At 41.2% G+C, this 22,812-nt stretch carries 29 protein-coding genes and 1 tRNA gene; 26 read left to right on the top strand and 4 right to left on the bottom strand.

Going from position 1 to position 22,812, the window contains the following annotated elements; genetic code table 11:
- From ACYH0L_RS14295 to ACYH0L_RS14280, 4 genes are read left to right on the top strand one after another with little or no spacing between them, the layout of a single operon-like run.
- Nucleotides 1–456: a phage tail terminator family protein gene (locus tag ACYH0L_RS14295; RefSeq protein WP_256498963.1), complete on the top strand. Its 456-nt coding sequence runs from the start codon at nt 1–3 to the stop codon at nt 454–456.
- The gene (locus tag ACYH0L_RS14290) at nt 443–655 is read left to right on the top strand and encodes a YqzN/YkzM domain-containing protein (RefSeq protein WP_034317333.1); all 213 of its coding nucleotides are present in this window, start codon (nt 443–445) and stop codon (nt 653–655) included. The genes ACYH0L_RS14295 and ACYH0L_RS14290 overlap by 14 nt, the downstream gene beginning before the upstream one ends.
- Nucleotides 656–658: 3 nt before the next feature.
- Nucleotides 659–2,005 carry a phage tail sheath family protein gene (locus ACYH0L_RS14285; protein WP_099727149.1) on the top strand — a complete coding sequence of 449 codons (1,347 nt, stop codon included), beginning with the start codon at nt 659–661 and terminating at the stop codon, nt 2,003–2,005.
- A 1-nt stretch (nt 2,006) separates the two neighbouring features.
- Nucleotides 2,007–2,450 carry a phage tail tube protein gene (locus ACYH0L_RS14280; RefSeq protein WP_034317337.1) on the top strand — a complete coding sequence of 148 codons (444 nt, stop codon included), beginning with the start codon at nt 2,007–2,009 and terminating at the stop codon, nt 2,448–2,450.
- 283 nt (nt 2,451–2,733) lie between these two features.
- Here ACYH0L_RS14280 and ACYH0L_RS14275 read toward each other — a convergent pair whose 3' ends face one another.
- Nucleotides 2,734–2,823 (bottom strand): putative holin-like toxin, encoded by a 90-nt coding sequence (locus ACYH0L_RS14275; protein ID WP_072368332.1) that lies wholly within the window; start codon nt 2,821–2,823, stop codon nt 2,734–2,736.
- A 150-nt stretch (nt 2,824–2,973) separates the two neighbouring features.
- On the opposite strand from ACYH0L_RS14275, the gene ACYH0L_RS14270 reads away from it, so the two are divergent.
- The 19 genes from ACYH0L_RS14270 (at nt 2,974) to ACYH0L_RS14180 (ending at nt 17,877) form a co-directional block, all read left to right on the top strand.
- The gene (locus ACYH0L_RS14270; RefSeq protein WP_099727150.1) at nt 2,974–3,414 is read left to right on the top strand and encodes a phage tail assembly chaperone; all 441 of its coding nucleotides are present in this window, start codon (nt 2,974–2,976) and stop codon (nt 3,412–3,414) included.
- Nucleotides 3,415–3,455: 41 nt separating this feature from the next.
- A complete protein-coding gene (locus tag ACYH0L_RS14265) occupies nt 3,456–3,593 on the top strand; it encodes a hypothetical protein (RefSeq protein ID WP_099727155.1) in 138 nt (45 codons plus the stop codon).
- 1 nt (nt 3,594) lies between these two features.
- Complete coding sequence (locus ACYH0L_RS14260; RefSeq protein ID WP_482354490.1) at nt 3,595–7,689, top strand: transglycosylase SLT domain-containing protein; 4,095 nt, start codon at nt 3,595–3,597, stop codon at nt 7,687–7,689.
- Complete coding sequence (locus ACYH0L_RS14255) at nt 7,682–8,350, top strand: LysM peptidoglycan-binding domain-containing protein (RefSeq protein WP_099728782.1); 669 nt, start codon at nt 7,682–7,684, stop codon at nt 8,348–8,350. Before ACYH0L_RS14260 ends, ACYH0L_RS14255 begins: the two co-directional genes overlap by 8 nt.
- Before the next feature lie 11 nt (nt 8,351–8,361).
- On the top strand, nt 8,362–9,372 hold the full coding sequence (locus ACYH0L_RS14250; RefSeq protein WP_099728781.1) for an XkdQ/YqbQ family protein: 1,011 nt from the start codon (nt 8,362–8,364) through the stop codon (nt 9,370–9,372).
- The gene (locus ACYH0L_RS14245) at nt 9,369–9,635 is read left to right on the top strand and encodes a DUF2577 family protein (RefSeq protein WP_099728780.1); all 267 of its coding nucleotides are present in this window, start codon (nt 9,369–9,371) and stop codon (nt 9,633–9,635) included. Before ACYH0L_RS14250 ends, ACYH0L_RS14245 begins: the two co-directional genes overlap by 4 nt.
- Before the next feature lie 14 nt (nt 9,636–9,649).
- Nucleotides 9,650–10,072 (top strand): DUF2634 domain-containing protein, encoded by a 423-nt coding sequence (locus ACYH0L_RS14240; protein WP_099728779.1) that lies wholly within the window; start codon nt 9,650–9,652, stop codon nt 10,070–10,072.
- Nucleotides 10,065–11,114: a baseplate J/gp47 family protein gene (locus ACYH0L_RS14235; protein WP_256498961.1), complete on the top strand. Its 1,050-nt coding sequence runs from the start codon at nt 10,065–10,067 to the stop codon at nt 11,112–11,114. The genes ACYH0L_RS14240 and ACYH0L_RS14235 overlap by 8 nt, the downstream gene beginning before the upstream one ends.
- Complete coding sequence (locus tag ACYH0L_RS14230) at nt 11,098–12,021, top strand: YmfQ family protein (RefSeq protein WP_256498960.1); 924 nt, start codon at nt 11,098–11,100, stop codon at nt 12,019–12,021. Before ACYH0L_RS14235 ends, ACYH0L_RS14230 begins: the two co-directional genes overlap by 17 nt.
- Nucleotides 12,022–12,032: 11 nt before the next feature.
- A complete protein-coding gene (locus ACYH0L_RS14225) occupies nt 12,033–12,416 on the top strand; it encodes a phage tail-collar fiber domain-containing protein (protein ID WP_099728776.1) in 384 nt (127 codons plus the stop codon).
- A gap of 15 nt (nt 12,417–12,431) precedes the next feature.
- Nucleotides 12,432–13,310 carry a hypothetical protein gene (locus ACYH0L_RS14220; protein ID WP_327925383.1) on the top strand — a complete coding sequence of 293 codons (879 nt, stop codon included), beginning with the start codon at nt 12,432–12,434 and terminating at the stop codon, nt 13,308–13,310.
- 10 nt (nt 13,311–13,320) lie between these two features.
- Nucleotides 13,321–13,650, top strand: coding sequence for an XkdW family protein (locus ACYH0L_RS14215; protein WP_099728774.1), 330 nt, complete (start codon nt 13,321–13,323; stop codon nt 13,648–13,650).
- Nucleotides 13,647–13,820 carry an XkdX family protein gene (locus ACYH0L_RS14210; RefSeq protein WP_099728773.1) on the top strand — a complete coding sequence of 58 codons (174 nt, stop codon included), beginning with the start codon at nt 13,647–13,649 and terminating at the stop codon, nt 13,818–13,820. Before ACYH0L_RS14215 ends, ACYH0L_RS14210 begins: the two co-directional genes overlap by 4 nt.
- A 7-nt stretch (nt 13,821–13,827) precedes the next feature.
- A complete protein-coding gene (locus ACYH0L_RS14205) occupies nt 13,828–14,955 on the top strand; it encodes a pyocin knob domain-containing protein (RefSeq protein WP_256498959.1) in 1,128 nt (375 codons plus the stop codon).
- Between the two features lie 61 nt (nt 14,956–15,016).
- Nucleotides 15,017–16,228 (top strand): hypothetical protein, encoded by a 1,212-nt coding sequence (locus ACYH0L_RS14200; RefSeq protein ID WP_256498958.1) that lies wholly within the window; start codon nt 15,017–15,019, stop codon nt 16,226–16,228.
- Between the two features lie 30 nt (nt 16,229–16,258).
- Nucleotides 16,259–16,471: a BhlA/UviB family holin-like peptide gene (locus tag ACYH0L_RS14195; RefSeq protein WP_012011023.1), complete on the top strand. Its 213-nt coding sequence runs from the start codon at nt 16,259–16,261 to the stop codon at nt 16,469–16,471.
- An 11-nt stretch (nt 16,472–16,482) separates the two neighbouring features.
- A complete protein-coding gene (locus ACYH0L_RS14190) occupies nt 16,483–16,746 on the top strand; it encodes a phage holin (protein ID WP_099728770.1) in 264 nt (87 codons plus the stop codon).
- A gap of 19 nt (nt 16,747–16,765) precedes the next feature.
- The gene (locus ACYH0L_RS14185; protein ID WP_256498957.1) at nt 16,766–17,569 is read left to right on the top strand and encodes a peptidoglycan recognition protein family protein; all 804 of its coding nucleotides are present in this window, start codon (nt 16,766–16,768) and stop codon (nt 17,567–17,569) included.
- Between the two features lie 119 nt (nt 17,570–17,688).
- Nucleotides 17,689–17,877 carry a hypothetical protein gene (locus ACYH0L_RS14180; RefSeq protein WP_410611871.1) on the top strand — a complete coding sequence of 63 codons (189 nt, stop codon included), beginning with the start codon at nt 17,689–17,691 and terminating at the stop codon, nt 17,875–17,877.
- A gap of 53 nt (nt 17,878–17,930) precedes the next feature.
- Here ACYH0L_RS14180 and ACYH0L_RS14175 read toward each other — a convergent pair.
- Nucleotides 17,931–18,003 (bottom strand) — tRNA-Ala (locus tag ACYH0L_RS14175).
- Nucleotides 18,004–18,075: 72 nt separating this feature from the next.
- Nucleotides 18,076–18,633: a choline uptake/conversion transcriptional regulator CudC gene (gene cudC, locus ACYH0L_RS14170; RefSeq protein ID WP_099728767.1), complete on the bottom strand. Its 558-nt coding sequence runs from the start codon at nt 18,631–18,633 to the stop codon at nt 18,076–18,078.
- 207 nt (nt 18,634–18,840) lie between these two features.
- Between cudC and betB the strand changes: the two genes are divergently transcribed.
- Together betB and ACYH0L_RS14160 are read left to right on the top strand one after the other, a co-directional pair.
- Nucleotides 18,841–20,310, top strand: a complete 1,470-nt coding sequence (betB, locus tag ACYH0L_RS14165; RefSeq protein ID WP_482354117.1) for a betaine-aldehyde dehydrogenase — start codon at nt 18,841–18,843, stop codon at nt 20,308–20,310.
- Between the two features lie 27 nt (nt 20,311–20,337).
- Nucleotides 20,338–21,546 (top strand): iron-containing alcohol dehydrogenase, encoded by a 1,209-nt coding sequence (locus tag ACYH0L_RS14160; RefSeq protein ID WP_099728765.1) that lies wholly within the window; start codon nt 20,338–20,340, stop codon nt 21,544–21,546.
- A 40-nt stretch (nt 21,547–21,586) separates the two neighbouring features.
- Here ACYH0L_RS14160 and ACYH0L_RS14155 read toward each other — a convergent pair whose 3' ends face one another.
- Entirely contained in the window at nt 21,587–22,066 is a 480-nt protein-coding gene (locus tag ACYH0L_RS14155; RefSeq protein WP_482354116.1) for a DinB family protein, read from the bottom strand.
- A gap of 204 nt (nt 22,067–22,270) precedes the next feature.
- Between ACYH0L_RS14155 and ACYH0L_RS14150 the strand changes: the two genes are divergently transcribed.
- Nucleotides 22,271–22,801 (top strand): NfeD family membrane protein, encoded by a 531-nt coding sequence (locus ACYH0L_RS14150; RefSeq protein WP_099728763.1) that lies wholly within the window; start codon nt 22,271–22,273, stop codon nt 22,799–22,801.
- The last annotated feature ends 11 nt before the right edge of the window (nt 22,802–22,812 follow it).

Below are 22,812 nucleotides of genomic sequence, written 5' to 3'. Positions count from 1 at the left end.
ATGAATCAAGAAGTCGGGGCAATCATGCATTTTATTTACACACAATTTCCTGTAACAATGTATGATCGTCTTCTGCCAGAGCGCTTTCAAGTTCCGTCTGTTTATGTGCCGCCAGTGACAGTCATCAGCGGTCCAGATACGATATCTACCTTTATGAAATCTTATTCGCTGCAAGTGAAAGTGTTTCATATCGATACAGAAAAAGCGCATGATGCAGCAGAAACAGTCGTCGATGCATTGCTTGCTGATCGTCAAATCATTCAGATGATGAGTGAAGATGGAGAGGTGCTTGATGATTATGTCCGCATAAAAAGAGTGGAAACAAGAATCATAGATCAAGGCGTAGCAGCGATTGTCCTGACGTGGGATAGCAGCTATTGGTACAACCGAGACAAACAGACAAGCCTTGAAAATATCAATTTTTCAGATGGGGTGATCAAACGTGAGCAAGACTAAAAAAGCACAGCTCGATCAAACAGCTGGCGAAGAAAAAGAATTTGGCTTTTCATTTGAAGCCTTAAAAGAGCACAGTAAGGATCTTTTTGGGGTAAAACCAGAAATCCTTGAAGGTGCTCTTTTTTATATCAAGCATCAACCAATTACAAAAACAGAAGCAAAGAAGCACATTGATGCTTTTTTGTCCAAGGAGGTTTAAAGGATGAACGGAGGCACTTTTACACCAGGAACAGAGAAAAAGCGTCCTGGCATTTACTTTAATTTTAAAACAACAGCAGAGCAGCGAATTACTTTAGGCGATCGAGGTACGGTGGCACTTCCTCTTGTGATGAGCTGGGGAGAACCAAAAACCTTTATTTCCATTTCCAATATGGAAGACTTAAATAAAAAGGTCGGACTCAACATTGATGATAAGTCACTCCTTCTTTTCCGTGAAGCAAAGAAAAAAGCACAAACAGTCTTGCTTTACCGCTTAAATGAAGGGGAGCCAGCCAAAGCCGAAATCGCTGAAAATTTTGTGGTTACAGCAAATTATGGCGGCCTAAAAGGAAATGAGATCACAGTACAAGTCGCAGAAAATGTACTTGATAGCACAAAGCGCGACGTTATCACCTATCTTGGAACAGATATTGTCGATAAGCAGGTTGTGACTGATGTCAAAGATCTTGTGAAAAACAAATATGTTCAATTTTCTGGTGAAGGTGAAGCAGTTATCACAGCTGGTGTGGCACTAAGCGGCGGGAAAAATGGTGTGGCAAGTGTTGCAGATTACACAGCTTTCCTAGAAGCAGCCGAAACAGAATACTTTGATGTCATTGCTCTTCCGGTCGATAATAGCGAGCAATTAAAAGCAACCTTTGCCTCATTTATCGAGCGTTTACGCGATAAGCAAGGACGTAAGGTGCAAGGGGTTGTCGCCAATTATGCAGCTGACCAAGAGGGGATCATCAATGTCACAAGCGGTGTTGTTCTAGAAGACGGAACAGAACTGACGCCTGCACAAACAACAGCATGGGTCGCAGGTGCAAGTGCAGGAGCGAACTTCAATCAGTCACTTACCTTTGTTGAATACGAAGGAGCAGTAGATACATTAGAACGCCTTGATAATGATCAAGTAGAATACAGATTATCACAAGGGGAGTTTCTTTTCACCTTTGATGCCCGGGACCGTACTGTGAGCGTTGAAAAAGATATTAACTCCTTAACAAGCTTCACGGCTGAAAAGAACCAGCAAATGGCGAAAAACAAAATCATTCGTGTGCTTGATGCGATTAACAATGATTTAACGTTTGAATTGAAAAATTTGATTAAATTACGTAAAGCCAATGGCAATGACATTCCAGCATCAGATGATGGTGTGCAGCTTGTGAAAACACTCATTACGCAGTATCTCACACAGCTTCAAGATGGCAGCGGCATTACAGGCTTTAACTCAGAAACAGATATCGTGATTGGTCTCAATGAAGATCGTGATGGATTTATCATCGATTTAGCGGTTCAACCAGTAGATGCAGCAGAAAAATTCTATTTCAATGTGGAGGTGAAGTAAGATGGCTTTTAAAGCGCAAAATACTATTTCAGGTAAAGAAGGTCGTCTTTTCTTAGAAGGTGAGGAGCTTGCATTTATCAAAACCTTCGAAGCAAATGTGGAGAAAAACAAATCAGAAGTCAATGTCATGGGCCGCCGAATGACTGGTCATAAAACAACCGGTGCAAACGGAACAGGAACTGCGACGTTCTATAAAGTCACATCACGTTTCGTGCAATTAATGCTCAACTATGTGAAAAAAGGAGAAGATCCTTATTTCACTCTTCAAGCTGTGCTTGAAGATAAGTCATCTGGCCGAGGCACAGAGCGTGTGACATTATTTGATGTCAACTTTGATTCAGCTAAAATTGCTGGACTGGATGTAGATTCAGAGGCACTTGAAGAAGAAGTTCCTTTCACATTCGAGGATTTTGACCTGCCTGAGAAGCTGAAGAATTCTTTTTAATTCGTTATTTGGTACGAGTGAATTCGCTAAGTAATATTGGCGAATTTAAAAAGGAATGTGTTATAATGCAATTAGAATGCTCAAAGCATTCTGGAAGCATTCTTAAAGCATTCCAAGAACAGAAAATTATGTTTACATGCAAAGTAATTTGCATACAATAAAAAGAAGCCAGGATGTTGGCGCATCCCGGCAATGTACAATGGGGCCCTTCAAGGGGCTGGCTAATCGAATAGGATTTTCAGGATAGACTTTCCCTATTACCTACCAAAGCTCAAGGGGGAGTCTATTTTTTGTCTATATACGTCAACAGGGCAATGATAAATGACCCGAATGCAAGCATTAACATAAGCGCTTGAAATGTTGACATGAGCATCACCCCCTTCCTATCGGGGATGAGCCAGACACCCTTGAGCAAGCCGTTCCATTGTACGATTAATATTATACATGAAAAGATTGGAAAGCACATTCAAAAATGGATGTGCTTTTTTGCATTCAAAAAACATAACAAAGGGAGTTTTTAAACATGAGCGAAAAACAAACATTTGATCTTTCATTTTTTATGCCAGGACAAACAGTAGAAGCGGAAGAAGTCAAAGTGCTGATTTCTAAGCGTTTTGTTGATAAAAAAGGGAATGTCATTCCTTTTGTCTTCAAAGCAATTACAACTGAACGTATTGATGAATTAGAAAAAGAAAACACAACGTTCAAAAATGTCAAAGGCAGAGGACGCGTGAAAGATTTAGACAGTCAGCGCTTCTATGCACGTATTGCCATTGAATCCACCATTTATCCAGATTTCCGCTCAAAGGAATTAAGAGAAGCCTACAGCACACAAGATCCTGTTGAAGTAGCAAAGCGTGTACTGTCTGTTGGCGGGGAATATGCGAACTGGTTAAACAAAGCCATCGAAATCAATGGGTTTGAAGACGAGATTGAAGATTTAGAAGAAGCAGCAAAAAACTAATAAAAGATGGGGATAAGGAAGCGGTGTTTTTATATTACGCCATGCACGAGCTTCACTACTCCCCATCTGAACTCCTTGATTTATACGAAGCACCAAGACAATTCAAAGCCTTCTTATTTGGACTCATCGGCTACAAACTAGAAATGCTAGAAAAAGAAGCAAAGAAAGGAGGGAAATAAACTGGCGAAACTCACTGCACGATTTGAATTAGAAGACAAAGTGTCGAAGAAGCTTTTACGCATTCAGAAACGGTTTCAAACGTTTGAACAGCAGCTCAAGCCCTTTAGAAAACCGATCAAAATAAGCCTAGAAATGGATGAAAAGAAGTTAAGAAACTTCAATGTATCGATGCGTAAATTTTCAGTATTATCGATAAGTCTAGATCAAGGAATCTATCGTGATTTAAAATCATTAACAAATCAATTGAACAACATACCAAATCATCTTGTCATATCCATTCAAGCAAAGGGATTAGATTTCATTAAGTCTAGTATGGATCGCTTGAAAAAAGCAGGAACAAGTCCACTTCTGATGACATTTAAACTAAACGATCAATTGTCAGGAAAAATATCATCGATCAAAAAATCAATCCTTCAGCTCATGAACAGAACATACTATATGAGATTAAACACGGTTGATCAAGCCACCGCTGCGATTCAACGAATCAAAAAGACACTAAAAAGCTTGACGATGTCTAAACACGAAATCAAAGTGTCTGTTCAAGACAATGCAAAGAGTAAGTTGAAAAAACGAGATCGGGCCGACTCGGTTGTTAAAGAAAAGAAAATAAAAAAGGAACCTAATGCAACAGCCGCTACGAAAACGAATGAAAACAAACAAAGCTGGTTGAGGAATTTGGGAAACAAGGCGATAAAGGAAATCGAAAAGTATGCAGGTGACGTTTCAGATAAATTGAAGGAAAAATTGAGTCCTAGAAACTTTTGGGACAATAAGGCACTTCCTTGGATCGAAACGAAAATGGATGAGTATAAACAAGAAGTGATTGGACGAATCCGTGAGAAGATTAAAATTAATTTTGAAGAAAAGCTAGATCAATTGGTGAGTAGTGGATTAGATCGCCTCTTCGGTACAAATAACCAATCAAGTGAAAATAACAGTACCCCTGCAGCGCCAACAACAGCGCCAACACCAACAAATCCAGCCCCTAAAACTCAGCCGCAGCCGCGGAGTGGAAAAGGTTTGTTTCGTAATAGTTGTTGCCCTTGTTGTGCTAGAGGATTAAGCAGGAGAGGATCTACTAGAACTAAAAATAGAAATGGTCGTTCGCAAAGACAGCCAACAAATCCAACTGGTACAACTAGAGTAGAAAGAAATAGAAGACCTCCAAATAGATTAGGAAAACTAAAAACAAACGCAGGTAAGCTTTTTGGTAAAATCCCTAGTGGACTGAAGAAAAGCGCAGGTATAGCGGCTTCTGTTGCGGGGCTTGCTGGTTTGATGAAAGGTAGTGGAGGATTAAGTGGGTTAGGAGATGCACTTAAAAATATAGGTCGAGGAAGTAGCAAGCTATTAAAGAGAGTGCCTATCTTGGGGAACTTATTAAGTGCAACAGATTTAATAGGAACAACGAAAGAAAACGTTGGAGAAAAAGTAGGTGGCTTCTCTGGAGGTCTTGCAGGAGGAGTTAGCGGAGCTGCAATTGGCCAAGCCCTAATTCCAATACCACTTGTAGGAGCTGCTGTTGGTGGTGTTGCTGGAGGCATAGCCGGAGCTTTTGGTGGATCGAAACTAGGGGAATTATTTGATACATCAACATTAAAAGAGAATATTTCAAACACTTTATTTAATGGAGAATGGTGGAGTGAGAAGTGGGGAAGTGTTAAAACTTCCGCAGAAAATTCTTTAGGGAACTTAAGTGAAAAATGGGAAGATATAAAAACTACAGCATCTAATACGCTATTTAATTCAGAATGGTGGGCGGAACAAGCTGGGTACATTACTGGAGTTTTGGAATCCACTGTCTTTAACGGAGAATGGTGGGGAGAGAAGTGGAATAACGTAAAAGAATGGACTCAAGAAAAATGGGACAGTGCAGTTGGAATATGGGATTCTATTAAAGGAAAACTTAGTGAGACCGTCTTTAACGGAGAATGGTGGGGAGAGAAGTGGAATAACGTAAAAGAATGGACTCAAGAAAAGTGGGACAGTGCAGTTGGAATATGGGATTCTATTAAAGGAAAACTTAGTGAGACCGTCTTCAACGGAGAATGGTGGGGAGAGAAGTGGGATAACGTAAAAGAATGGACCAAAGAAAAATGGGATGGTGCCGTTGAGATATGGAATTCAATTAAAGGAAAAATTAGTGAAACTGTTTTTAATAAAGATTGGTGGGGGGAGAAGTGGGATAACGTAAAAAGTTGGTCTAAAAGTAAGTGGGAACAGTCAAAAACAATTTGGTCAACTGCAAAATCAACTATTTCTTCTACTCTATTTGATAGAGACTGGTGGTCAAGGAAGTGGAGTGATGTACAGGCTTGGGGTAAAAATATTTTAGGAGATACATGGGATTTAATCAAAAGTACAGGTGGAAAAATTGTTGGGAAAGTTGTTGTGGCAAAGCAAAAAAATCAAAAAGCTTTTGAAAAAGGGAGGAACAACGGACGCAAAGATTTTAAACCTGATACTAATGCCACAGGAGGCTATATCACCCAGCCAACCTTATCATGGGTCGGTGAAGCTGGTAATGAATTTGTCATTCCGACTCAAAATAACAGAGGACGCGGGAAGATGCTGCTTGCACAGGCGGCTTCTCACCTTGGAATGTCTGTTGTGCCAAGCGGAGGTGCAGCAAATCAAGTGTCAAGCTCCCAAGCTACTACAACTTCGCCATCTTCTGTCAGTTCAATTGGCGGCTCGGTCTCAATGAATGGGAACATTCAAGCTGCCGGCATAGGTAAGCAATTTAATAACGAGTTTGAACAAGGGTTAAATCATAAAGTGATCTCTCTTGATCAATGGAAGCAAAAGAATATTCAGCAGCCATTTGGTCAATTGACATCAGACTCAGGAAACTATGGTGAGCAAACGGTTTCTGCTTTTGCGAATGGTCAGCAGATGACACCAACAGGAACAGATAGCTTTTTGCAAAATCGTGTAAAAGCACCCTATCAGCAAGTGATGACAGCCTCAACAAATTGGGGTTCTGGAACTGTTACTGGTTTTGCAACAGGTCAAAATGCCACATCAATTGGCACAAGCCAATACGTAGATCAACACGTCAAACAACCATTCCTGCAAGCAAAACAAGAATCAGCAGGCTGGGGTTCAGGAATGATCGATGCCTTCAACAGCGGCATGCGTTCGAAAGCAAGTGAAGTCACACAAGCTGCCAAAGAAATGGCGAAGAAAGTAGAGCAGGCGTTTAGAGAAGAATTAGACATTCATTCACCTTCACGTGTCATGATGAATCTTGGGAAATTTGCATCGATTGGTGTAGTCAAAGGTCTTGATTCAATTGATGTGAAAAAGTTCGCTGAAAATCAGGCTGGTTCATTAATCGGTGCCTTCAGCGGTATGGGTGCTTCAGGTCTCAGTGTTCAGCAATGGCTCATGGCTGCTTTAACGGCAACCGGTACATCGATGAGCTGGCTACCTGGTTTGATGACCATTGCGCAGAACGAGTCACGTGGCAACCCGAAAGCGATCAACCTATGGGATTCTAACGCCAAGAGAGGAACGCCGTCAAAAGGATTAATGCAGACCATTGGACCAACATTTAACTCCAATAAAGGCAAAGGCATGAATGATATTTGGAACCCAATTCATAATGCCGTAGCAGCCATTAACTACATTAAGGGTAGATATGGAACAGTCTTCAATACGCCGGGATTACGGAGTATGAGAAGAGGCGGTCCTTATAAAGGCTACGCAAATGGCGGGCTGATTACGAAGGAGCAGGTAGCTAGAGTCGGTGAAGGGAACAAACGCGAATGGATTATTCCAGAAGAAAGAGGCATTCGCGGGAGATATTTATTGACGCAGGCAGCCAAGGCGCTTGGGATGCAAGTATATGATCCATCAAATGCATCTGCTCCTTTACCAGAATCACAGATGCAGCAAGTGACCTCAGCTCAGTCAGTTGGCAATACAACATCGTCAGGTACTAAACAAATCACCATTCAATTCAATGGAGATCAGCATTTCCATAATGGACAAGACCAGCAATCGCTTGTCGAAAAAATTAGACAAATGCTCGTAGACGAACTGGAAGTAGAGCTTCATACAGGAACGAAGGGAGTCGTGATCGATGGGTAAGTCAGTGTATCAATTGTGGATTTCCCAAGGAAAGGATAAGTTGCGATTCCCTGTCCTTCCATCCGAACTCGAAATCACAAATCATGTACAAAATGAAACAGTGAAGGTCGCCTCTTTTGGAGAACTGACCTTTATTGATGTACCAGCAGCTAAACAAGTATCATTCACATCATTATTTCCTAAGAAATATTCGCCGATTGCTGAATATAAAAGCATTCCATCACCAGAGAATGCGATAGCGAAAATTGAACGAATGATGCGTTCGAAAAAGTCCGTGCGATTGATTGTTACAGGGACAAAAATCAATATGACGTGCAGCATTGAAAGCTTCACCCACAAGGAAGGGTCATATGATATTGGTGATCGTGAGTTTACGATTCAGCTAAAGGAATACAAAACCGCTTCGCCTAGGAAAATCAAACGAAAGAAAAAAGCGAAACAAACCAAAAAGAAAAGACCCTCAAAATCACCACCAAAATTGTATACCGTCAAAAAAGGCGATACCTTGTGGGCCATTTCAGGCCGGTTTTATGGCGACAGTACAAAATGGCGGCGTATTTGGAATGCGAATAAAGCAGCGATGATTAAACGAAGTAAACGCAATATTAAACAGCCGGGACATTGGATTTTTCCTGGACAAAAATTGAAAATACCACAATAGGGGGGCTGACATTGATTGAGCTTTTTGCCATCAGAAGCGGCACCATGTATGAGCTTGTCACAGAGAGTGTGACACTTCAGGGGCAAAGGTATCAAGCCCCTCGCTCTATTCAGGCAAATATTATCACAAAGCAAGGCAGTCAAACATATTACCGTGTCTCAGAAGGGGACACGGTTCTTTTTAAATGGAAAGGAAAAGAACTGTTCAGAGGCATTGTGTTTTCCCGGACACCTGTTGAAGGCAAGCTGACCTTTACCGCATACGATATGCTCCAATATTTAGTGAAAAACCAAGATGTATATATTTTTTCGAATCAAAGAGCAGATCAAATCTTGAGACGGATTGGAACTGACTTTCAAATTCCAATGACCTCCATCGCAAATACAGGACATGTCATGAAATCACTGGTCTTTAAAAATGACACGAGCTTGTATGACATCATTCTGAAAGCATTGAAAGAAACGAAGCGGCAAACCGGCAGAAACTATCAAATTTATTCTGCTAAAGGCAAGATGGGGCTGAGAGCTTGGCCCGATCCAGAGGACGTATGGGTCATTGAATCAGGCGTCAATCTCATCGGTTATCAGTACAGCACCTCCATTGAAGAGACAGCAACACGCGTAAAGATGCGCACGTCTGTAGATGAACAGGGGAAGAATAAGAAAAAAGGCAGCAAATCAGATCTTGTGGTGATCGAACAGGATAAAGCAGGTCAGAGTAAATACGGCATTTTACAGCATGTTGAGACGGTAACAGGTCAAATCAACCAGCCGCAGCTTCAAAAAAGAGCCAAAGTACGGTTATCAGAGAAGAAAGGCGTTAAACAAGAAGTGAAAAGCATACAAGCGCTAGGAATTCCCGAACTGCAAAGCGGTCTCCCAATCTATTTGAAAATCCCTGAAATCAACGTAAAAAAAACCTACTGGATCGATCAAGACAAGCATGAATTCAATGGAGTAAAACACACCATGACCATTGATGTTGTTGAGAAAAATTCCATGCCAAAGGGTGATCAAGCGTGAGATTCAGTGAAGCGATTAAACGATTAGCAGTTAATGCCGTAGACGCTGCCTCTCCAATTGATCTTGTCATTGGTGAAGTCACGGCGGTTTCACCACTTAATATCCGATTAAATGAAAATCATAAGCTGATCATTCCAGAAGAATTGCTTATTTGGCCGAAGCGCTTAAATAAGGGTGAGGATGATGAACTAAAAGCGGGAGACAGTATTATGGTGCTCGCAATGGCAGGAGGGCAGTCCTTCTACATCATCGACAAATTGTAAGGGAGGTGATGAACGTGGCACTTTCACCAGAGGAAGAAATCGAGGAAACAGAAGAAGACGAAGAGGTGGAAACCTCAAAGACGTATCGCTTAGATTTTGAACATGGCAGGCTGACAAACGAAACCATTTCAGGCATAGAGGCGATCCGGCAATTCATTTACATGACATTGCGGACAGAGCGTTATGCACATCCTATCTACAGCCACGACATTGGCACTGAAATTCAGGAGCTTTTGACAGATACAGAAGCCACGGATGAATACAAAGAAATGGAGATTCCAAGATTGCTAGAAGAAGCACTGATCGTTGACGAGCGGATTGATCATATTGGAGAGATAGAGGTCACGAAGCAAAATGACTCGTTTCACGTCAAACTAGCCATCGTCACAGATGAGGGCACATTAGAAATAGAGGAGGTGATGGAGGGCGATGTTTGAGGAACAAACGTATGAAGCATTGATGGAAAGAATGCTAGACAGACTGCCAGATGACGTGGATAAAAGAGAAAACAGCGTGATTTGGAATGCCTTGGCACCTGCTGCTGCTGAACTGGCACAGTCCTATATTTGGCTTGATCAAGTATTCGAGCTTGTCTTTGCTGATACAGCGCAGGGAGAATTTTTAGATCGACGGGCTGCTGAAGTAGGGATTGAAAGAAAGCCAGCCACTAGAGCAGTTTGGTCAGCATCCATTCAGCCAGAGAACATCAACATCCCAGCTGGCTCACGTTTTTTTATTGAAGATGTTTATTTCCAAGTTTCGAAGGATGGCACGCTAGAATGCGAGACATCTGGTACAGCCGGAAATGGCCAATTAACAGGTCAGCCGCTGCTATCCCTTGATACGATTCCAGGACTTGAATCAATGATCATGAAAGAACTGGTGATACCAGGACAAGAGGAAGAAGATGACGCTTCTTTATATGATCGATACTTAATACGCGCAAGGCGAGAGGCTGTCAGTGCTAACAGAGCGCATTATAAAAAATGGGCCGAGGAAGTGACCGGTGTTGGCAGAGCGAAAGTGTTCCCGCTTTGGAATGGAGAAGGAACGGTCAAAATTGTCATCACAGACGCCAATTTAGATGTAGCATCAGATCTCCTTGTCAAAAGGGTACAAGAGTATATCGATCCATTGCCAGGAGAAGGAGAAGGGCAAGCTCCTATTGGTTCAAAAGCAACTGTTGAAAGCGCCAAGTGGCTGGATATCGACATAGAAGTGGCAGTCGAACTTCAAATGGACTGGACCCTTGAAGGAGCGCAAAAAGAAATAGAAGAAAAGGTTAAATCGCTATTAAAATCAATCGCATTTGAAAAGAGTACCATTCGAATGTCCGCATTAAACGATATTCTGTACCATTCAGAAAGCGTGTCAGATTATGCAAACGTCTTACTGAACGGTGAGTCGAAAAACCTAGTATTACAGGACATTGAGATACCGCGTCTTAGGCAGGTGAAGGTTATTGAGCAAACAGGATGAAATGAAAAGCTACTTGCCGCCGTATTTTACAGAGATTTATGAAGTGGATCATTTACTAAAGACAGAGGCGCCGGAGTTTGAGCAATTGGACGAATCTATTTTTGACGTAACGGATCAATTCTTTCCTTTAACAGCGACGTGGGGATTGAATAGGTGGGAAAGAATACTCAAGGTGCAGCGGGAATCAGATGATTCAATTGAACTGCGCAGGGCACGCTTACTCAATATGATGTCGAATATTCCGCCGATCACGTATCTTTCATTAGAGAAATCAGTGAATCGATTTCTCAAGAATCCAAGTGCCATCATCCGTCTCACAACCAATCGCTATCATTTCGCTTTACGTGTGAACCTAGATGATCTGCAAAACACAAGATATATTGTAGAAATACTTGAAACGGTAAAGCCAGCGCACTTGGCGTATACGTTTACCGGCATCCATCATACCGATGTTCATGAAAAAAATGAACATCACCAGAGGCTCACATTGCGAAGCAGAGTGGGTTTTTTCGATCATATCCCGATTTTACTCAATGGTGAATTTGTATTAAATGGTACGTTCTACCTCAGCGGGATTCGAGGCACAACGGATGTTCCTGCTCGTTTTCGGCATTCGTTGAAAATGAGAATACCGCTTGAACATGAGCCGGAAACAACATATCGCATGAATTATGTCATGACTGGGGCAGCGCATGAAACGAAGCAAGCACAAGCACTGACTTTGCACGCAAAGAACCAGCTTCCGCATCACACCAAAAAGAGGATGACGTTCCGCCTGCCAGTACAAGTTCAAAATGAACAGAACGGCAGCGTACTGATCAAGGATCACTACTGGATTCTCGATGGATCTATTCCGCTTGACGGGTCAAAAATGCTAGCAGCAACTTCTAAAAAAATAGAGCTATAAGGAGGATCACAATGGCTGATCAATTAACCGTAACAACACTGTACGCACGTCAACAAATGGCAAAGGCAAGAGCAGAAGGAACAAATCTCACAAAAGTCGTCAAAATGGCATTCGGAAACGGGGGAACAAAGGATGGAAAACCGATCTCTCTTGACGGTACAGAACAAACACTCAAAAAAGAACTAGTTCAAAAAAACATTGATTCGTTTACCTTTATGGAACCAGCAAAAATCCGCTACACCTGCACAATCGCCGAAGGAGAACTAGCAGGAGAAGTCATCAACGAAATGGCACTTGTCGACGAAGCCGGCAAATTCACCGCCATCCGTACCATGACAGACAAACAAAAAGACGGCGACATCGAATTCGTTTTTGAGATTGATGATATTTATTAATTGGGGGAAAAAAAAGTGGACATAAAATCACCCTTACCGTTTGAAACCTCAGACAAAGCCCATGCTAATTTGTTTAATCGGGTGGTCGACACACTTGTGGAGAATGACAATGCACTCAGTAGACAAATAGCAGGAATCACAAATGAAAGTTTATTCAAATTAACAGGAGATCAAGCCATTCAAGATGCATCAGTCAGCGGCGAGGAATATCCAATAGGCATTACGTTTATGGATATTGGCCAAGCCAATGATACGGGATATCCTACGAGATATGGCTTTGTGAAAAATGAAAAATATAGTAACTTTCGATTTGTTCAATACTACTATGGGACTGGAAACGAAGCAGGCAGTTATTTTGATAGCACAGGTACGTGGTGCAGGCATTGGTGGACCGGATCTGGCTGGACAGAATGGCATAAAATCTCTGGTTTTCTCCATACCAATATTGGGACAACTGGTAAGCAGTTATTAACCAAAGGGGAGAACCAAAAAGTCCTCTTTAGTAGGAAAATAAAAGATAGTCATAACAATTTTGATACTATGAATAATCGATTTATTTGTCCAGAAAATGGAATGTACTTGGTGAATGCAGGCGTATATATTGATAGCTTTCGAAGATACTGTAACTTTGAATTATCTATCTATTTGAATGGAAAAAGATATAAAAATATTGCGCATCACCGACAGAGTCCCGCAAGCCCATCTGATACATCGAGCTTAGGCGTGGGTCTATATGGTGCTGCCAATGTTCCGGCGAATAAAGGTGACTATTTAGAAATTTATTTATATATAGGATATGACGGAGATGTTAGTCGCTATGTATCTGATAATCCAGGTTGGTACAACTATTTCGACATTATGGAATTAGGCGGACGAAATTTCCCAAGAGTGTAGGAGGATTCTGATGATTTTATATGAAGCCATTAAGTATAAATATCCCGATGCGGAACCGCAAAGGGATTTTGAACTAAGAAATGACGGTGCTGGCTCGTATATAGACGAATGGCATCTCGATGTGCCTAAGCCAACGACTGAAGAATTGATAGAATGGTGGGAGAAAGCTCAAATGAATCCACAATATCAACCACCTCTTCCACTTGATTTTCTAGCGCAGGAAGTAGCAAAAGAAAAGTTGACGAGAAAACAGCTTGAACACCAATGTGACCTTTTAACGAACGAACTGCAGGCACTAAAAAATCAGATCCTTTTATTTAAAGGAGAGAATGAAACATGAATTATTGGGTAATGGCATTATATTTTCAATGGGTGACACCTAAAATGGTCAAGCAAGCGATTGAACTAGGTGACTGTTCAATTGAAGAATTAAATGAAGGCTGTCAGCAAAGGATGCTCACTTTAGAGCAACTACAAGAGATCGATCCAAGCTTCAAAGCGAAGGAGTGAAAGCTAAATGGAAATAAAAGAACCAAAACCTTTTGAGGTAAATGATAAAGCGCATGCTGATTTGTTCAATGACATGGTCAAAGTATTACTTGAAAATGATACTGGACTATTAGAGCAGCTCACAAATCATACAAATGATACGAGACCACATATATCTGAGGCAGAAAAGAAAAAATGGAACGATTCGCAGAGCTATAAGATTACAGCAGATAATGGGAATCAGCTAATCAATGTGCAGGCCAATGCAAGGATCTTTGATGCGATTAAAGATAAAGGAACATGTACATTTTATGCAGCTGCTGGCGTCGAAGATTCTCCTACACCAACTAATGTCTCGATAAGGGGTCTGCAGACAGTAGGTGAGGAGAATATTGGATCTGGCTTTGCGATTGATAGTTCAGGTAATGCTTATTTTTTCAGTTATAATGCCGGGCATACATCTATGACATGGACAAAGCTGCCTACTGAAAGCGATAAGAAAAGGTGGGACAACGGTCAGCTAATAAAAATTACACAAGATAATGGAAAGCCCTTTTATCATGGATTTGCTAGTGAGACAGACTATAATACCCTTACTCAGACAGGAATGTATCTCATATATAATCCTGGAGTAAACGGTCCACCATCCTTTAATCTAGTCTTTTTACTGGTCATGAGTTACGGCAATACATTAATACAAATAGCGTACGAATCTGTTTATGGGAAAAACACGTACTTTAGAGTTCGTAAACAGGATGCAGAAACATGGACTCCTTGGGAGAAGCAGATTACCCTATCAGATCTATTAGAAGGTACTTGGGAAACACCTAAAGAGTTTCGTAATAATTGGACGGAATATAACTCTAGTACGATGCCAGTGAAATATCGCAAGAATCTTTCAGGGGAAGTTGAGATCGTAGGTGCTGTAAAAGGGGGAGATTTAGGAAATAAGCCAGTTTTTATTTTGCCTAAAGAATATTGTCCAAGACAGGCGCATTTTTTTATAGGAGTCGCTTCAAGTATAGGGACTTCAGGAGTGCCTCAATTCCACCGTACGTTAATTGATAAAGATGGAAATGTGTGTGTGCAATCTTCTTCAAATAACGTCAATCCAACTGAGTTTATTACATTTGGTTTTAAGTTCAGTACAAGATGAATGAAAAGGGAGTTTAGCTTAATGAACGGGACGAATGAAATAAATAAAAAGGGGAAACACCATGGAGATAAAAACACCTCGTACATTTAAAACCACTGATAAAGCCCATGCAGATCTGTTTAATGACACGGTTAAGGTTATTCTTGACAATGATGTTGGACTGTTGGAGCAAATCAATCTGCATAAAGGAGATCCAAAGCTACATGCATCCGAAGCGGAAAAGAAAAAGTGGAATGAATCACAAAGTTATAAGATTACAGCAGATAATGGGAACCAGCTAATCAATATTCCAGCCAATGCAAAAATCTTTGATGCGATCAAAGATAAAGGAACGTGTACATTTTATGCAGCTTCTGGAGTCGAAGATTCTCCAACCCCAGCGAATGTTTCATTACGAGGTTTACAGACAGTAGGTCAAGATAATATTGGAACTGGTTTTGCTGTAGATATTGCGGGTAATTCTTATAGTTTTTACTATAATGCTGCTCATACCGCTATTAATTGGACAAAGCTTCCGTCAAACGCTGAAAGAAATAAATGGAATGAAGGGCAACTTTCCAAGATCACTTCAGACAATGGAGGGGTGGTTGTATCTGTTTTTGATGGTGAGGATTTACTTGAAAAAATTGTTTCTTTAGGTCCAAGACATGGAACATTTTATGTTACAGGAAAAGCATTAAACACTCCAACAACAAGGTCGTGTCGTGGTATGTATCATTTTACTTCTCAAGATAGCAATGGGAAAGGAACATTTGGGTGGGTCATGGCAATAGATTATAACAATTACATGTATACAAACTACCTTGACTTAAATTTGGGATGGCAAGGTTGGAAACGAGTTTTAACAAAGGAGGATATGGATAATACTTCTTTTATTGATACGTATGATCTAGATAATTCCTCCGTTTCAGCTGCTGAAAATGTTCCAACAAAACTGAATTTTGGCGAAACAAGGTCAGATGATTTAGAAGAATATAATCGTTCACGGTCTGAAATCACATTGGAAAATAATGGTCTGTATTTAATTAGACTTTATCTTAATAGCAACAACATCACTGTTGGATCAGATAGTATTTTGTCATGCTATGTGAATGGGACAGAATTTCAACGTTTAGGAAATTGGAATCCTGTCATCTCATCAAGTATATGTGTATTGTACCTTCAACAAAAGTTTAAAGCGGGAGATAAGTTAACATTTTATATTACACCCAAAAATACAGGGAGAACGATTACGGTAAACAGAGCTTATATCACCTTGTCACAACTAAGATAATACATTTCAAAAAGAAAGTGGGTGAGCAAATTGGAAGTGGATGTCGTCCAAAACTTAATGACACAAGGCCCATTTGCCGTTCTCTTTTGCTGGATTCTGTTTTATGTTCTCAATACAACAAAAGAAAGAGAAAATAAGCTCAATGCACAAATCGAGGCGCAAAATGAAGTGTTAGCGAAGTTTAGTGAGAAATATGACGTCGTCATCGACAAACTCGATAAAATTGAACGGAATTTAAAATAGGAGGAAAAATCATGAAAACATTCGACAAAGGCACTGTGATTCGCACAGTGCTTCTTTTTCTTGCACTCATCAACCAAACACTTGTAATGTTTGGGCAAACAGTTTTGCCGATTAGTGAGGAGCAAGTGCAAACCGCAGGAGAGGCACTTTATATTGCAGGTTCCACGATTTTCACCATGATCACAGCAATGATCGCTTGGTTTAAAAACAATTATGTGACCTACAAAGGACAGCTGCAAAAAGATGCCCTGAAACAAAGAGGGCTAACAAAATAATATTTGAAGGAGAAACAACATGGTAAAGATCATTCAAGCATACATCCCAAAGCACAATCGCAACAGGCCAGGAAACGTGATGAAGCCGCTCTATATTACAGTGCATAATACATCTAACACTGCAAGAGGTGCAGATGCGGCGAGTCACGCAGCATTTGTTGCACGTTCAAGTACCGGCGTCAGCTGGCACTACACCGTCGACGATCAGGTGATTTATCAGCATTTACCATTAAACGAAAACGGCTGGCACGCTGGGGATGGCAGAGGAACCGGCAATATGAAATCAATTGGGATTGAGATTTGTGAAAACGCAGAGGGCAACTTTGAACAAGCAGTTGAAAACGCCCAATGGCTCATTCGAAAGCTGATGGGAGATTTCGGGATTCCTTTATCAAATGTGGTGCCTCATAAGCATTGGAGCGGGAAAGATTGTCCAAGGAAACTGCTCGGACGGTGGGAGCAGTTTAAAGCTGGAATAGCCATAGCTCATACTGGCAGCAAAAGCACAAGAAAACCAGTTCAGGCAGAAAGCTTGAGCCACAAAGCACCCGTCTCCAAACAGAAATCGTCAAAGCTGCCATCTAGCATTTTAAAAGTAACCAAACCCTTAACAAAAGGACCTCAAGTCACAGCGGTGCAAAAAGCATTATCTTCCCTGTATTTTTATCCGGAAAAAGGAGCCAAAAACAACGGGATAGATGGCTATTATGGACCGAAAACAGCGAATGCGGTTAAGCGATTCCAGCTCATGAATGGATTAGTTGCAGACGGAATTTACGGACCGAAAACGAAGAACAGAATTGAACAATTGCAGAATAAGTGATAATCCATAACATGCTATCAGCAAGTGGAGAGTTTTTACTTGCTGATAGCTAATAAGAAGTGACATCGTTTATGATATAATCAACCAAATCATTGAAGCTTTCATAAGGGGAGAGAAAAATGAAAAAAGAACTGTGCCAAGTCATCATGTTTTCAGGGCTACTCATTTATTTCATTTATAACGGAATGACGAACGATTTCCCTCTGTCTTACACAATCATTCTCATCACGGCTTATGTCTCTGTGATCACGTACCGAATCATAAAGATATTAAGATTAAGAAAAAACAAAGAACAAACAGAACTGTAAGAGATATATACATAAAAAAACCATCCTTGATCTTTCAAGAATGGTTTTTCGTATGGAGCATAGCGGGATCGAACCGCTGACCTCTACGCTGCCAGCGTAGCGCTCTCCCAGCTGAGCTAATGCCCCGAAGTGTTACGACATAATTTATTATAATCAATCCTCCTGTAAAATTCAAGCTGTAAAACGAAAATACGTCGTCTATTTTTCTTTCTGATTAATCGGTATATAGTCAAAGATTTCTCCGGAATGAACAGAGTGGGCTAATCGTCTGAGCCAGTCATAATAGGCTTTTGAGCTTTCAAGTTGTTCAAGGATCTGCTGCGCCTCATCTCTCACATGTTCCTCCATCTGCCCATCACGAGCCACATCTTGAAGGCGCTCTTGCGCTTCTTCAATCGCCGCTAAATTGACTTCGACCTCTCGCTCCCATTTTTGCGGGAAAAAGTTCATGAAAAACTTAAAAAAGTCTTTCTCAGCAACAAAGCTATGTTTTCTTCGGCCGCGGTGAAAGGTTTTTTTGACAATATTCATGTCTTGAAGTTTTTTCACACCCGTACTCATACTTGGCTTACTCATTTGCAGCTCTTCACGCATTTCATCTAGCGTCATTTCCTCATTTAAATACATTGTCCCATATAGGATACCGGCACTTCTTGTAATACCATAGAGATCCATCGTTTCAGCTATGGAATCAATGACTAGATCTTTAGCCGCTAAAATGCGTTCTTCTGCTTGTGGCTGTTCATGCTTTTTCATCTTGTCCCTGCTTTCTATTAAGAGAATTCAATACGTTCAAAAAAATCTTTATGGACTATATGTTAACGAAAGAATGCTAAATGTCAAAAGAAAATGAAGCATATCTCCCTTTGACAGAAAAATTTGAACATGTTAAGTTAATTATGTTCAAAACGTTAAATTTTTATTTAACAAACTTACCAAAGAGAATCAGAGGAGGTTCCTTCTATGAGTCAAACACTATTTATAGATGGACAATGGGTTGGCGCCAAGAGCGGCGACACACGGGACATCATCAATCCATTCAATCAAGAAGTGATCGCGACAGTCAGTGAAGGATCAAGAAATGACACGCAGCTAGCCATTAAAGCAGCGAGAAAAGCCTTCGATCAAGGTGATTGGGCAAACCTGCCTGGACTTGAAAGAGGAAATATTGTGTTTAAGATTGCTGAATTGATTAGACGTGACCTTGATGAACTAGCCAAATTAGAATCGCTTGATACAGGCAAAACATTAGAAGAAAGCAAGGCGGATATGGACGATATTGCAAACGTGTTCCAATATTACGCAGGACTTGCTGACAAAGATGGCGGGGAAATTATTGCATCGCCAATTCCGAACTCAAAAAGTGAACTAGTTAGAGAGCCTGTTGGCGTATGTGGACAAATCACTCCTTGGAACTATCCATTGCTTCAAGCAAGCTGGAAAATCGCTCCTGCTCTTGCAGCGGGGAATACCATCGTCTTAAAGCCAAGTGAAATTACACCATTAACCACGATTAAAGTATTCAAACTTATGGAAGAAGCCGGCGTACCATCGGGCGTTGCAAACCTAGTGCTTGGACCTGGGACAACGGTTGGGGATGAGCTTGCTGTAAGCGATCAAGTGGATTTAATTTCGTTTACAGGCGGTATTGAAACAGGCAAGAAAATCATGCAGGGAGCCAGTGGGAATGTGAAGAAAATCGCCCTTGAGCTCGGCGGGAAAAATCCGAATATTGTGTTTCAAGATGCTGATTTAGACGTAGCGGTTGACCAGGCAATGAATGCTGTGTTTTTCCATGCGGGGCAAGTGTGTTCAGCAGGTTCACGCTTGTTAGTGGAAGAATCCATTCATGATGAATTTTTAGAAGAACTGGTGAAGCGTACGAAAAAAATCAAGCTAGGCAACGGCTTTGATGAAGGAACGCAGAGCGGGCCGCTTATCTCAGCTGAGCATCGAGAAAAAGTAGAAAAATACGTCAGCATCGGTCTAGAAGAAGGCGCAAAATTAGAAACAGGCGGAAAACGTCCTGAAGCAGAGGAGCTTCAAAATGGGTTCTTCTACTTGCCAACAATTTTCTCAGGCTGTACATCAGATATGCGGATTGTACAGGAAGAAGTCTTTGGACCAGTACTCACTGTCGAATCCTTCCGTTCAGAGGAAGAAGTCATCGAGCTGGCAAACGACACGATTTATGGTTTAGCAGGAGCGGTATGGTCTTCAGATATCGCAAAAGCGGAAAGAGTTGCTCGTCAGCTAAGGTTAGGCACTGTTTGGATCAATGACTTCCATCCTTATTTTGCTCAAGCACCGTGGGGCGGATATAAGCAATCAGGTCTCGGACGTGAGTTAGGCCGAACGGGTCTTGAAGAATATACCGAACTGAAACATTTATATAGAAATACAAAACCTGAAGCGGTTCATTGGTTTAAATAAACAACACTTATTTGGAGGAGATTCTATATGACATTAAATATGAAAATTGAAAGCATGCAAAAATTCCATACATTTGAAATTCCGACTGTCATCAAGCATGGCATTGGTGCGGTGAAACATGTTGGAGAAGAAGTGAAAGCATACGGCGTCTCAAAGGTATTGCTCGTAACAGACCCTGGTATTTATCAAGCGGGTGTTGTGAATCCAGTGATTGCTTCATTAAAAGAAGCTCAAATTGATGTTGTCCTATTTGATAAAGTAGAGCCAAACCCTCCAGTACGTTTAGTGAATGAAGGCTCAGCGTTATATGAAAAAGAAGGCTGTAATGGATTAGTCGCAGTAGGCGGCGGAAGCTCGATGGATACAGCGAAGGCTATCGGTGTAGAGGCGACTCATGAAGGCTCAGTTCTTGATTACGAAGCAGCAGATGGGAAAAAACCGCTCGAAAATAGAATCCCTCCGTTAACCACCATTCCGACAACGGCTGGTACAGGTTCAGAGGTGACGCAGTGGGCGGTTATTACTGACGAAGAAAGAGAATTCAAATTCAATACAGGGGGACCGCTTATTGCAGCTCACCTAACAGTGATTGATCCAGAGCTTCATGTATCCATGCCGCCTCATGTGACGGCAATGACTGGAATTGATGCACTTGCGCACGCCATCGAATGCTATACAATGAAATTTGCTCAGCCAATTACGGATGCGGTGGCGCTCATGGCAATTGAATATGCTGCTCATTATATTCGCCGTGCCTTTGCTGACGGCGAGGATTTAGAAGCAAGATATGGAATGGCACAAGCTGCGATGCTTGCAGGACTTTCTTATGGAAGTGAATCAGCTGGTGCAGCACATGCGATGAGTCAAACACTCGGAGGCATTATTCCTGTAGCGCATGGACAGTGTGTAGCAGCGATGATGGGACCAGTGATGGAGTATAACTGGAAAGGATACCCGGAAAAATTTGCTCGAATTGCGCAAGCATTCGGTATCGATACAAGCAGAATGTCAACAGAGGAAGCAGCGAAAGCAGCTGTGAACTGGATGTATGATTTAGTGGAGGATCTAGAAGTTCCTTCATTAGAAGAACAAGGTGTATCAAAAGATATGATTGACCGTTTATCTAAAGAAGCGATGAAAGATCCGCAAACAGTTGGAAATCCAAGAGATCTAAACGAAAAAGCATACAACTGGATTTATGCACGCTGCTTTGATTTAACACCTAAAACAGTGTAACGATAAAAAAAGGCTCCCAAAAGGGAGTCTTTTTTATGCCTTATAGCTGTTCTTTAATTTCTTTGATTTGATGGATATGGCGTTTTTCATGTGCGCCGATAAAATCAAGATATTGCTTCAAAGATAATTCTTCAAACACAGGGTGTGCAATCACACGTTTAAAATCATCTTCAGTAAACGTTGATAAAATTTGATTGAGCTGCTCACGTGCTGTATCAAGCTCATCCTTTAAATGTGTAGGTGTGACATGCTTTTGCTCAGGCTCAACAATACTAGGCGCAGTGGCTTTTCTTGAACGATCCTCTGCCATTTCTACCGGTTTTGGCTCATATTCTTTAATCGGTGCTTTTTTTCCCTCCGCAGCTAGATGCTTTGCTGCAACTAAGTCCATCTTCTTTAAATGATCTGCCACCTCTTGAATACTCCAAGTATCTTCAGATAACTTTTGGTTTAATTGTTCCTCGCTCAACCCTTGCAGCTCCTGCCACAATTCTTGTCTTGCATCATGTAATAAACTCATTTTCATCACCTCAAGATCAAATTTTATCATACTGGTATATGACAATCATTCTTTAGCTATCAGAGAATTCCTTTGAAGAATTGTGATGAAATATGAAACCTTTACAATAGTGGTTCGTATTACCTGCTAGAAGAAATACATTGGAGGTGAGTATGGTCTAAACGAAACAAAGGCTGTTCATTTCATGATGAAAGGGTGAGGAAGATGGATGTGTTTGGGCTGCCTCTTCAAACGCTGTATTTATACATATTAATGATATCAGGAATCCTGACACTTGTTTTCGTCTTTTTCGGCGATGTATTTGATGGATTGTTTGAAGCGATTCCTGTTCCATTCCTTCAACCAACATTGATCCTCGCATTTCTTACCTTTTTCTCGGCAGGAGGGTTTATCTCTGAAAAAACAGCAATTGTAGGAAGTGGGCTTGGAGCGGTATTATCTGCCATCCTCGCAGTGGTTCTAGTGACCTGTTTAAATGTATTTATCTTAGTCCCGCTTTCCTCTGCTGAAGAATCTCTCTCATATACGGAGGCCGATTTAAAAGGAAGAACTGGGGAGATCATTGTATCAGTCCCAAAAGACGGGTTTGGAGAAGTGCTGTTAATTAGTAATAGCGGGAAAATCTCAAAGCCAGCCGTCAGTTTCGATCAAGAGGAGATTCCGTATGGAACCCGCGTGCTTGTTGTCGAAGTGAACAAAGGTGTTTTATCTGTCATACCAAATGAAGAAATCTAGGAGGGAATGCA

It is taken from the genome of Bacillus sp. MC1252 (assembly GCF_056838025.1).
This window is presented reverse-complemented; position numbering and strand designations above follow the sequence as displayed.

Bases quoted from the DNA above. Each gene is read 5' to 3' on its own strand.
- ACYH0L_RS14295 (WP_256498963.1), top strand. From the start codon at position 1: ATGAATCAAGAAGTCGGGGCAATCATGCATTTTATTTACACACAATTT.
- ACYH0L_RS14285 (WP_099727149.1), top strand. From the start codon at position 659: ATGAACGGAGGCACTTTTACACCAGGAACAGAGAAAAAGCGTCCTGGC.
- ACYH0L_RS14280 (WP_034317337.1), top strand. From the start codon at position 2,007: ATGGCTTTTAAAGCGCAAAATACTATTTCAGGTAAAGAAGGTCGTCTT.
- ACYH0L_RS14275 (WP_072368332.1), bottom strand. From the start codon at position 2,823: ATGCTCATGTCAACATTTCAAGCGCTTATGTTAATGCTTGCATTCGGG.
- ACYH0L_RS14270 (WP_099727150.1), top strand. From the start codon at position 2,974: ATGAGCGAAAAACAAACATTTGATCTTTCATTTTTTATGCCAGGACAA.
- ACYH0L_RS14265 (WP_099727155.1), top strand. From the start codon at position 3,456: ATGCACGAGCTTCACTACTCCCCATCTGAACTCCTTGATTTATACGAA.
- ACYH0L_RS14255 (WP_099728782.1), top strand. From the start codon at position 7,682: ATGGGTAAGTCAGTGTATCAATTGTGGATTTCCCAAGGAAAGGATAAG.
- ACYH0L_RS14235 (WP_256498961.1), top strand. From the start codon at position 10,065: ATGTTTGAGGAACAAACGTATGAAGCATTGATGGAAAGAATGCTAGAC.
- ACYH0L_RS14225 (WP_099728776.1), top strand. From the start codon at position 12,033: ATGGCTGATCAATTAACCGTAACAACACTGTACGCACGTCAACAAATG.
- ACYH0L_RS14215 (WP_099728774.1), top strand. From the start codon at position 13,321: ATGATTTTATATGAAGCCATTAAGTATAAATATCCCGATGCGGAACCG.
- ACYH0L_RS14210 (WP_099728773.1), top strand. From the start codon at position 13,647: ATGAATTATTGGGTAATGGCATTATATTTTCAATGGGTGACACCTAAA.
- ACYH0L_RS14205 (WP_256498959.1), top strand. From the start codon at position 13,828: ATGGAAATAAAAGAACCAAAACCTTTTGAGGTAAATGATAAAGCGCAT.
- ACYH0L_RS14200 (WP_256498958.1), top strand. From the start codon at position 15,017: ATGGAGATAAAAACACCTCGTACATTTAAAACCACTGATAAAGCCCAT.
- ACYH0L_RS14190 (WP_099728770.1), top strand. From the start codon at position 16,483: ATGAAAACATTCGACAAAGGCACTGTGATTCGCACAGTGCTTCTTTTT.
- ACYH0L_RS14185 (WP_256498957.1), top strand. From the start codon at position 16,766: ATGGTAAAGATCATTCAAGCATACATCCCAAAGCACAATCGCAACAGG.
- ACYH0L_RS14180 (WP_410611871.1), top strand. From the start codon at position 17,689: ATGAAAAAAGAACTGTGCCAAGTCATCATGTTTTCAGGGCTACTCATT.
- cudC (WP_099728767.1), bottom strand. From the start codon at position 18,633: ATGAAAAAGCATGAACAGCCACAAGCAGAAGAACGCATTTTAGCGGCT.
- betB (WP_482354117.1), top strand. From the start codon at position 18,841: ATGAGTCAAACACTATTTATAGATGGACAATGGGTTGGCGCCAAGAGC.
- ACYH0L_RS14160 (WP_099728765.1), top strand. From the start codon at position 20,338: ATGACATTAAATATGAAAATTGAAAGCATGCAAAAATTCCATACATTT.
- ACYH0L_RS14155 (WP_482354116.1), bottom strand. From the start codon at position 22,066: ATGAGTTTATTACATGATGCAAGACAAGAATTGTGGCAGGAGCTGCAA.
- ACYH0L_RS14150 (WP_099728763.1), top strand. From the start codon at position 22,271: ATGGATGTGTTTGGGCTGCCTCTTCAAACGCTGTATTTATACATATTA.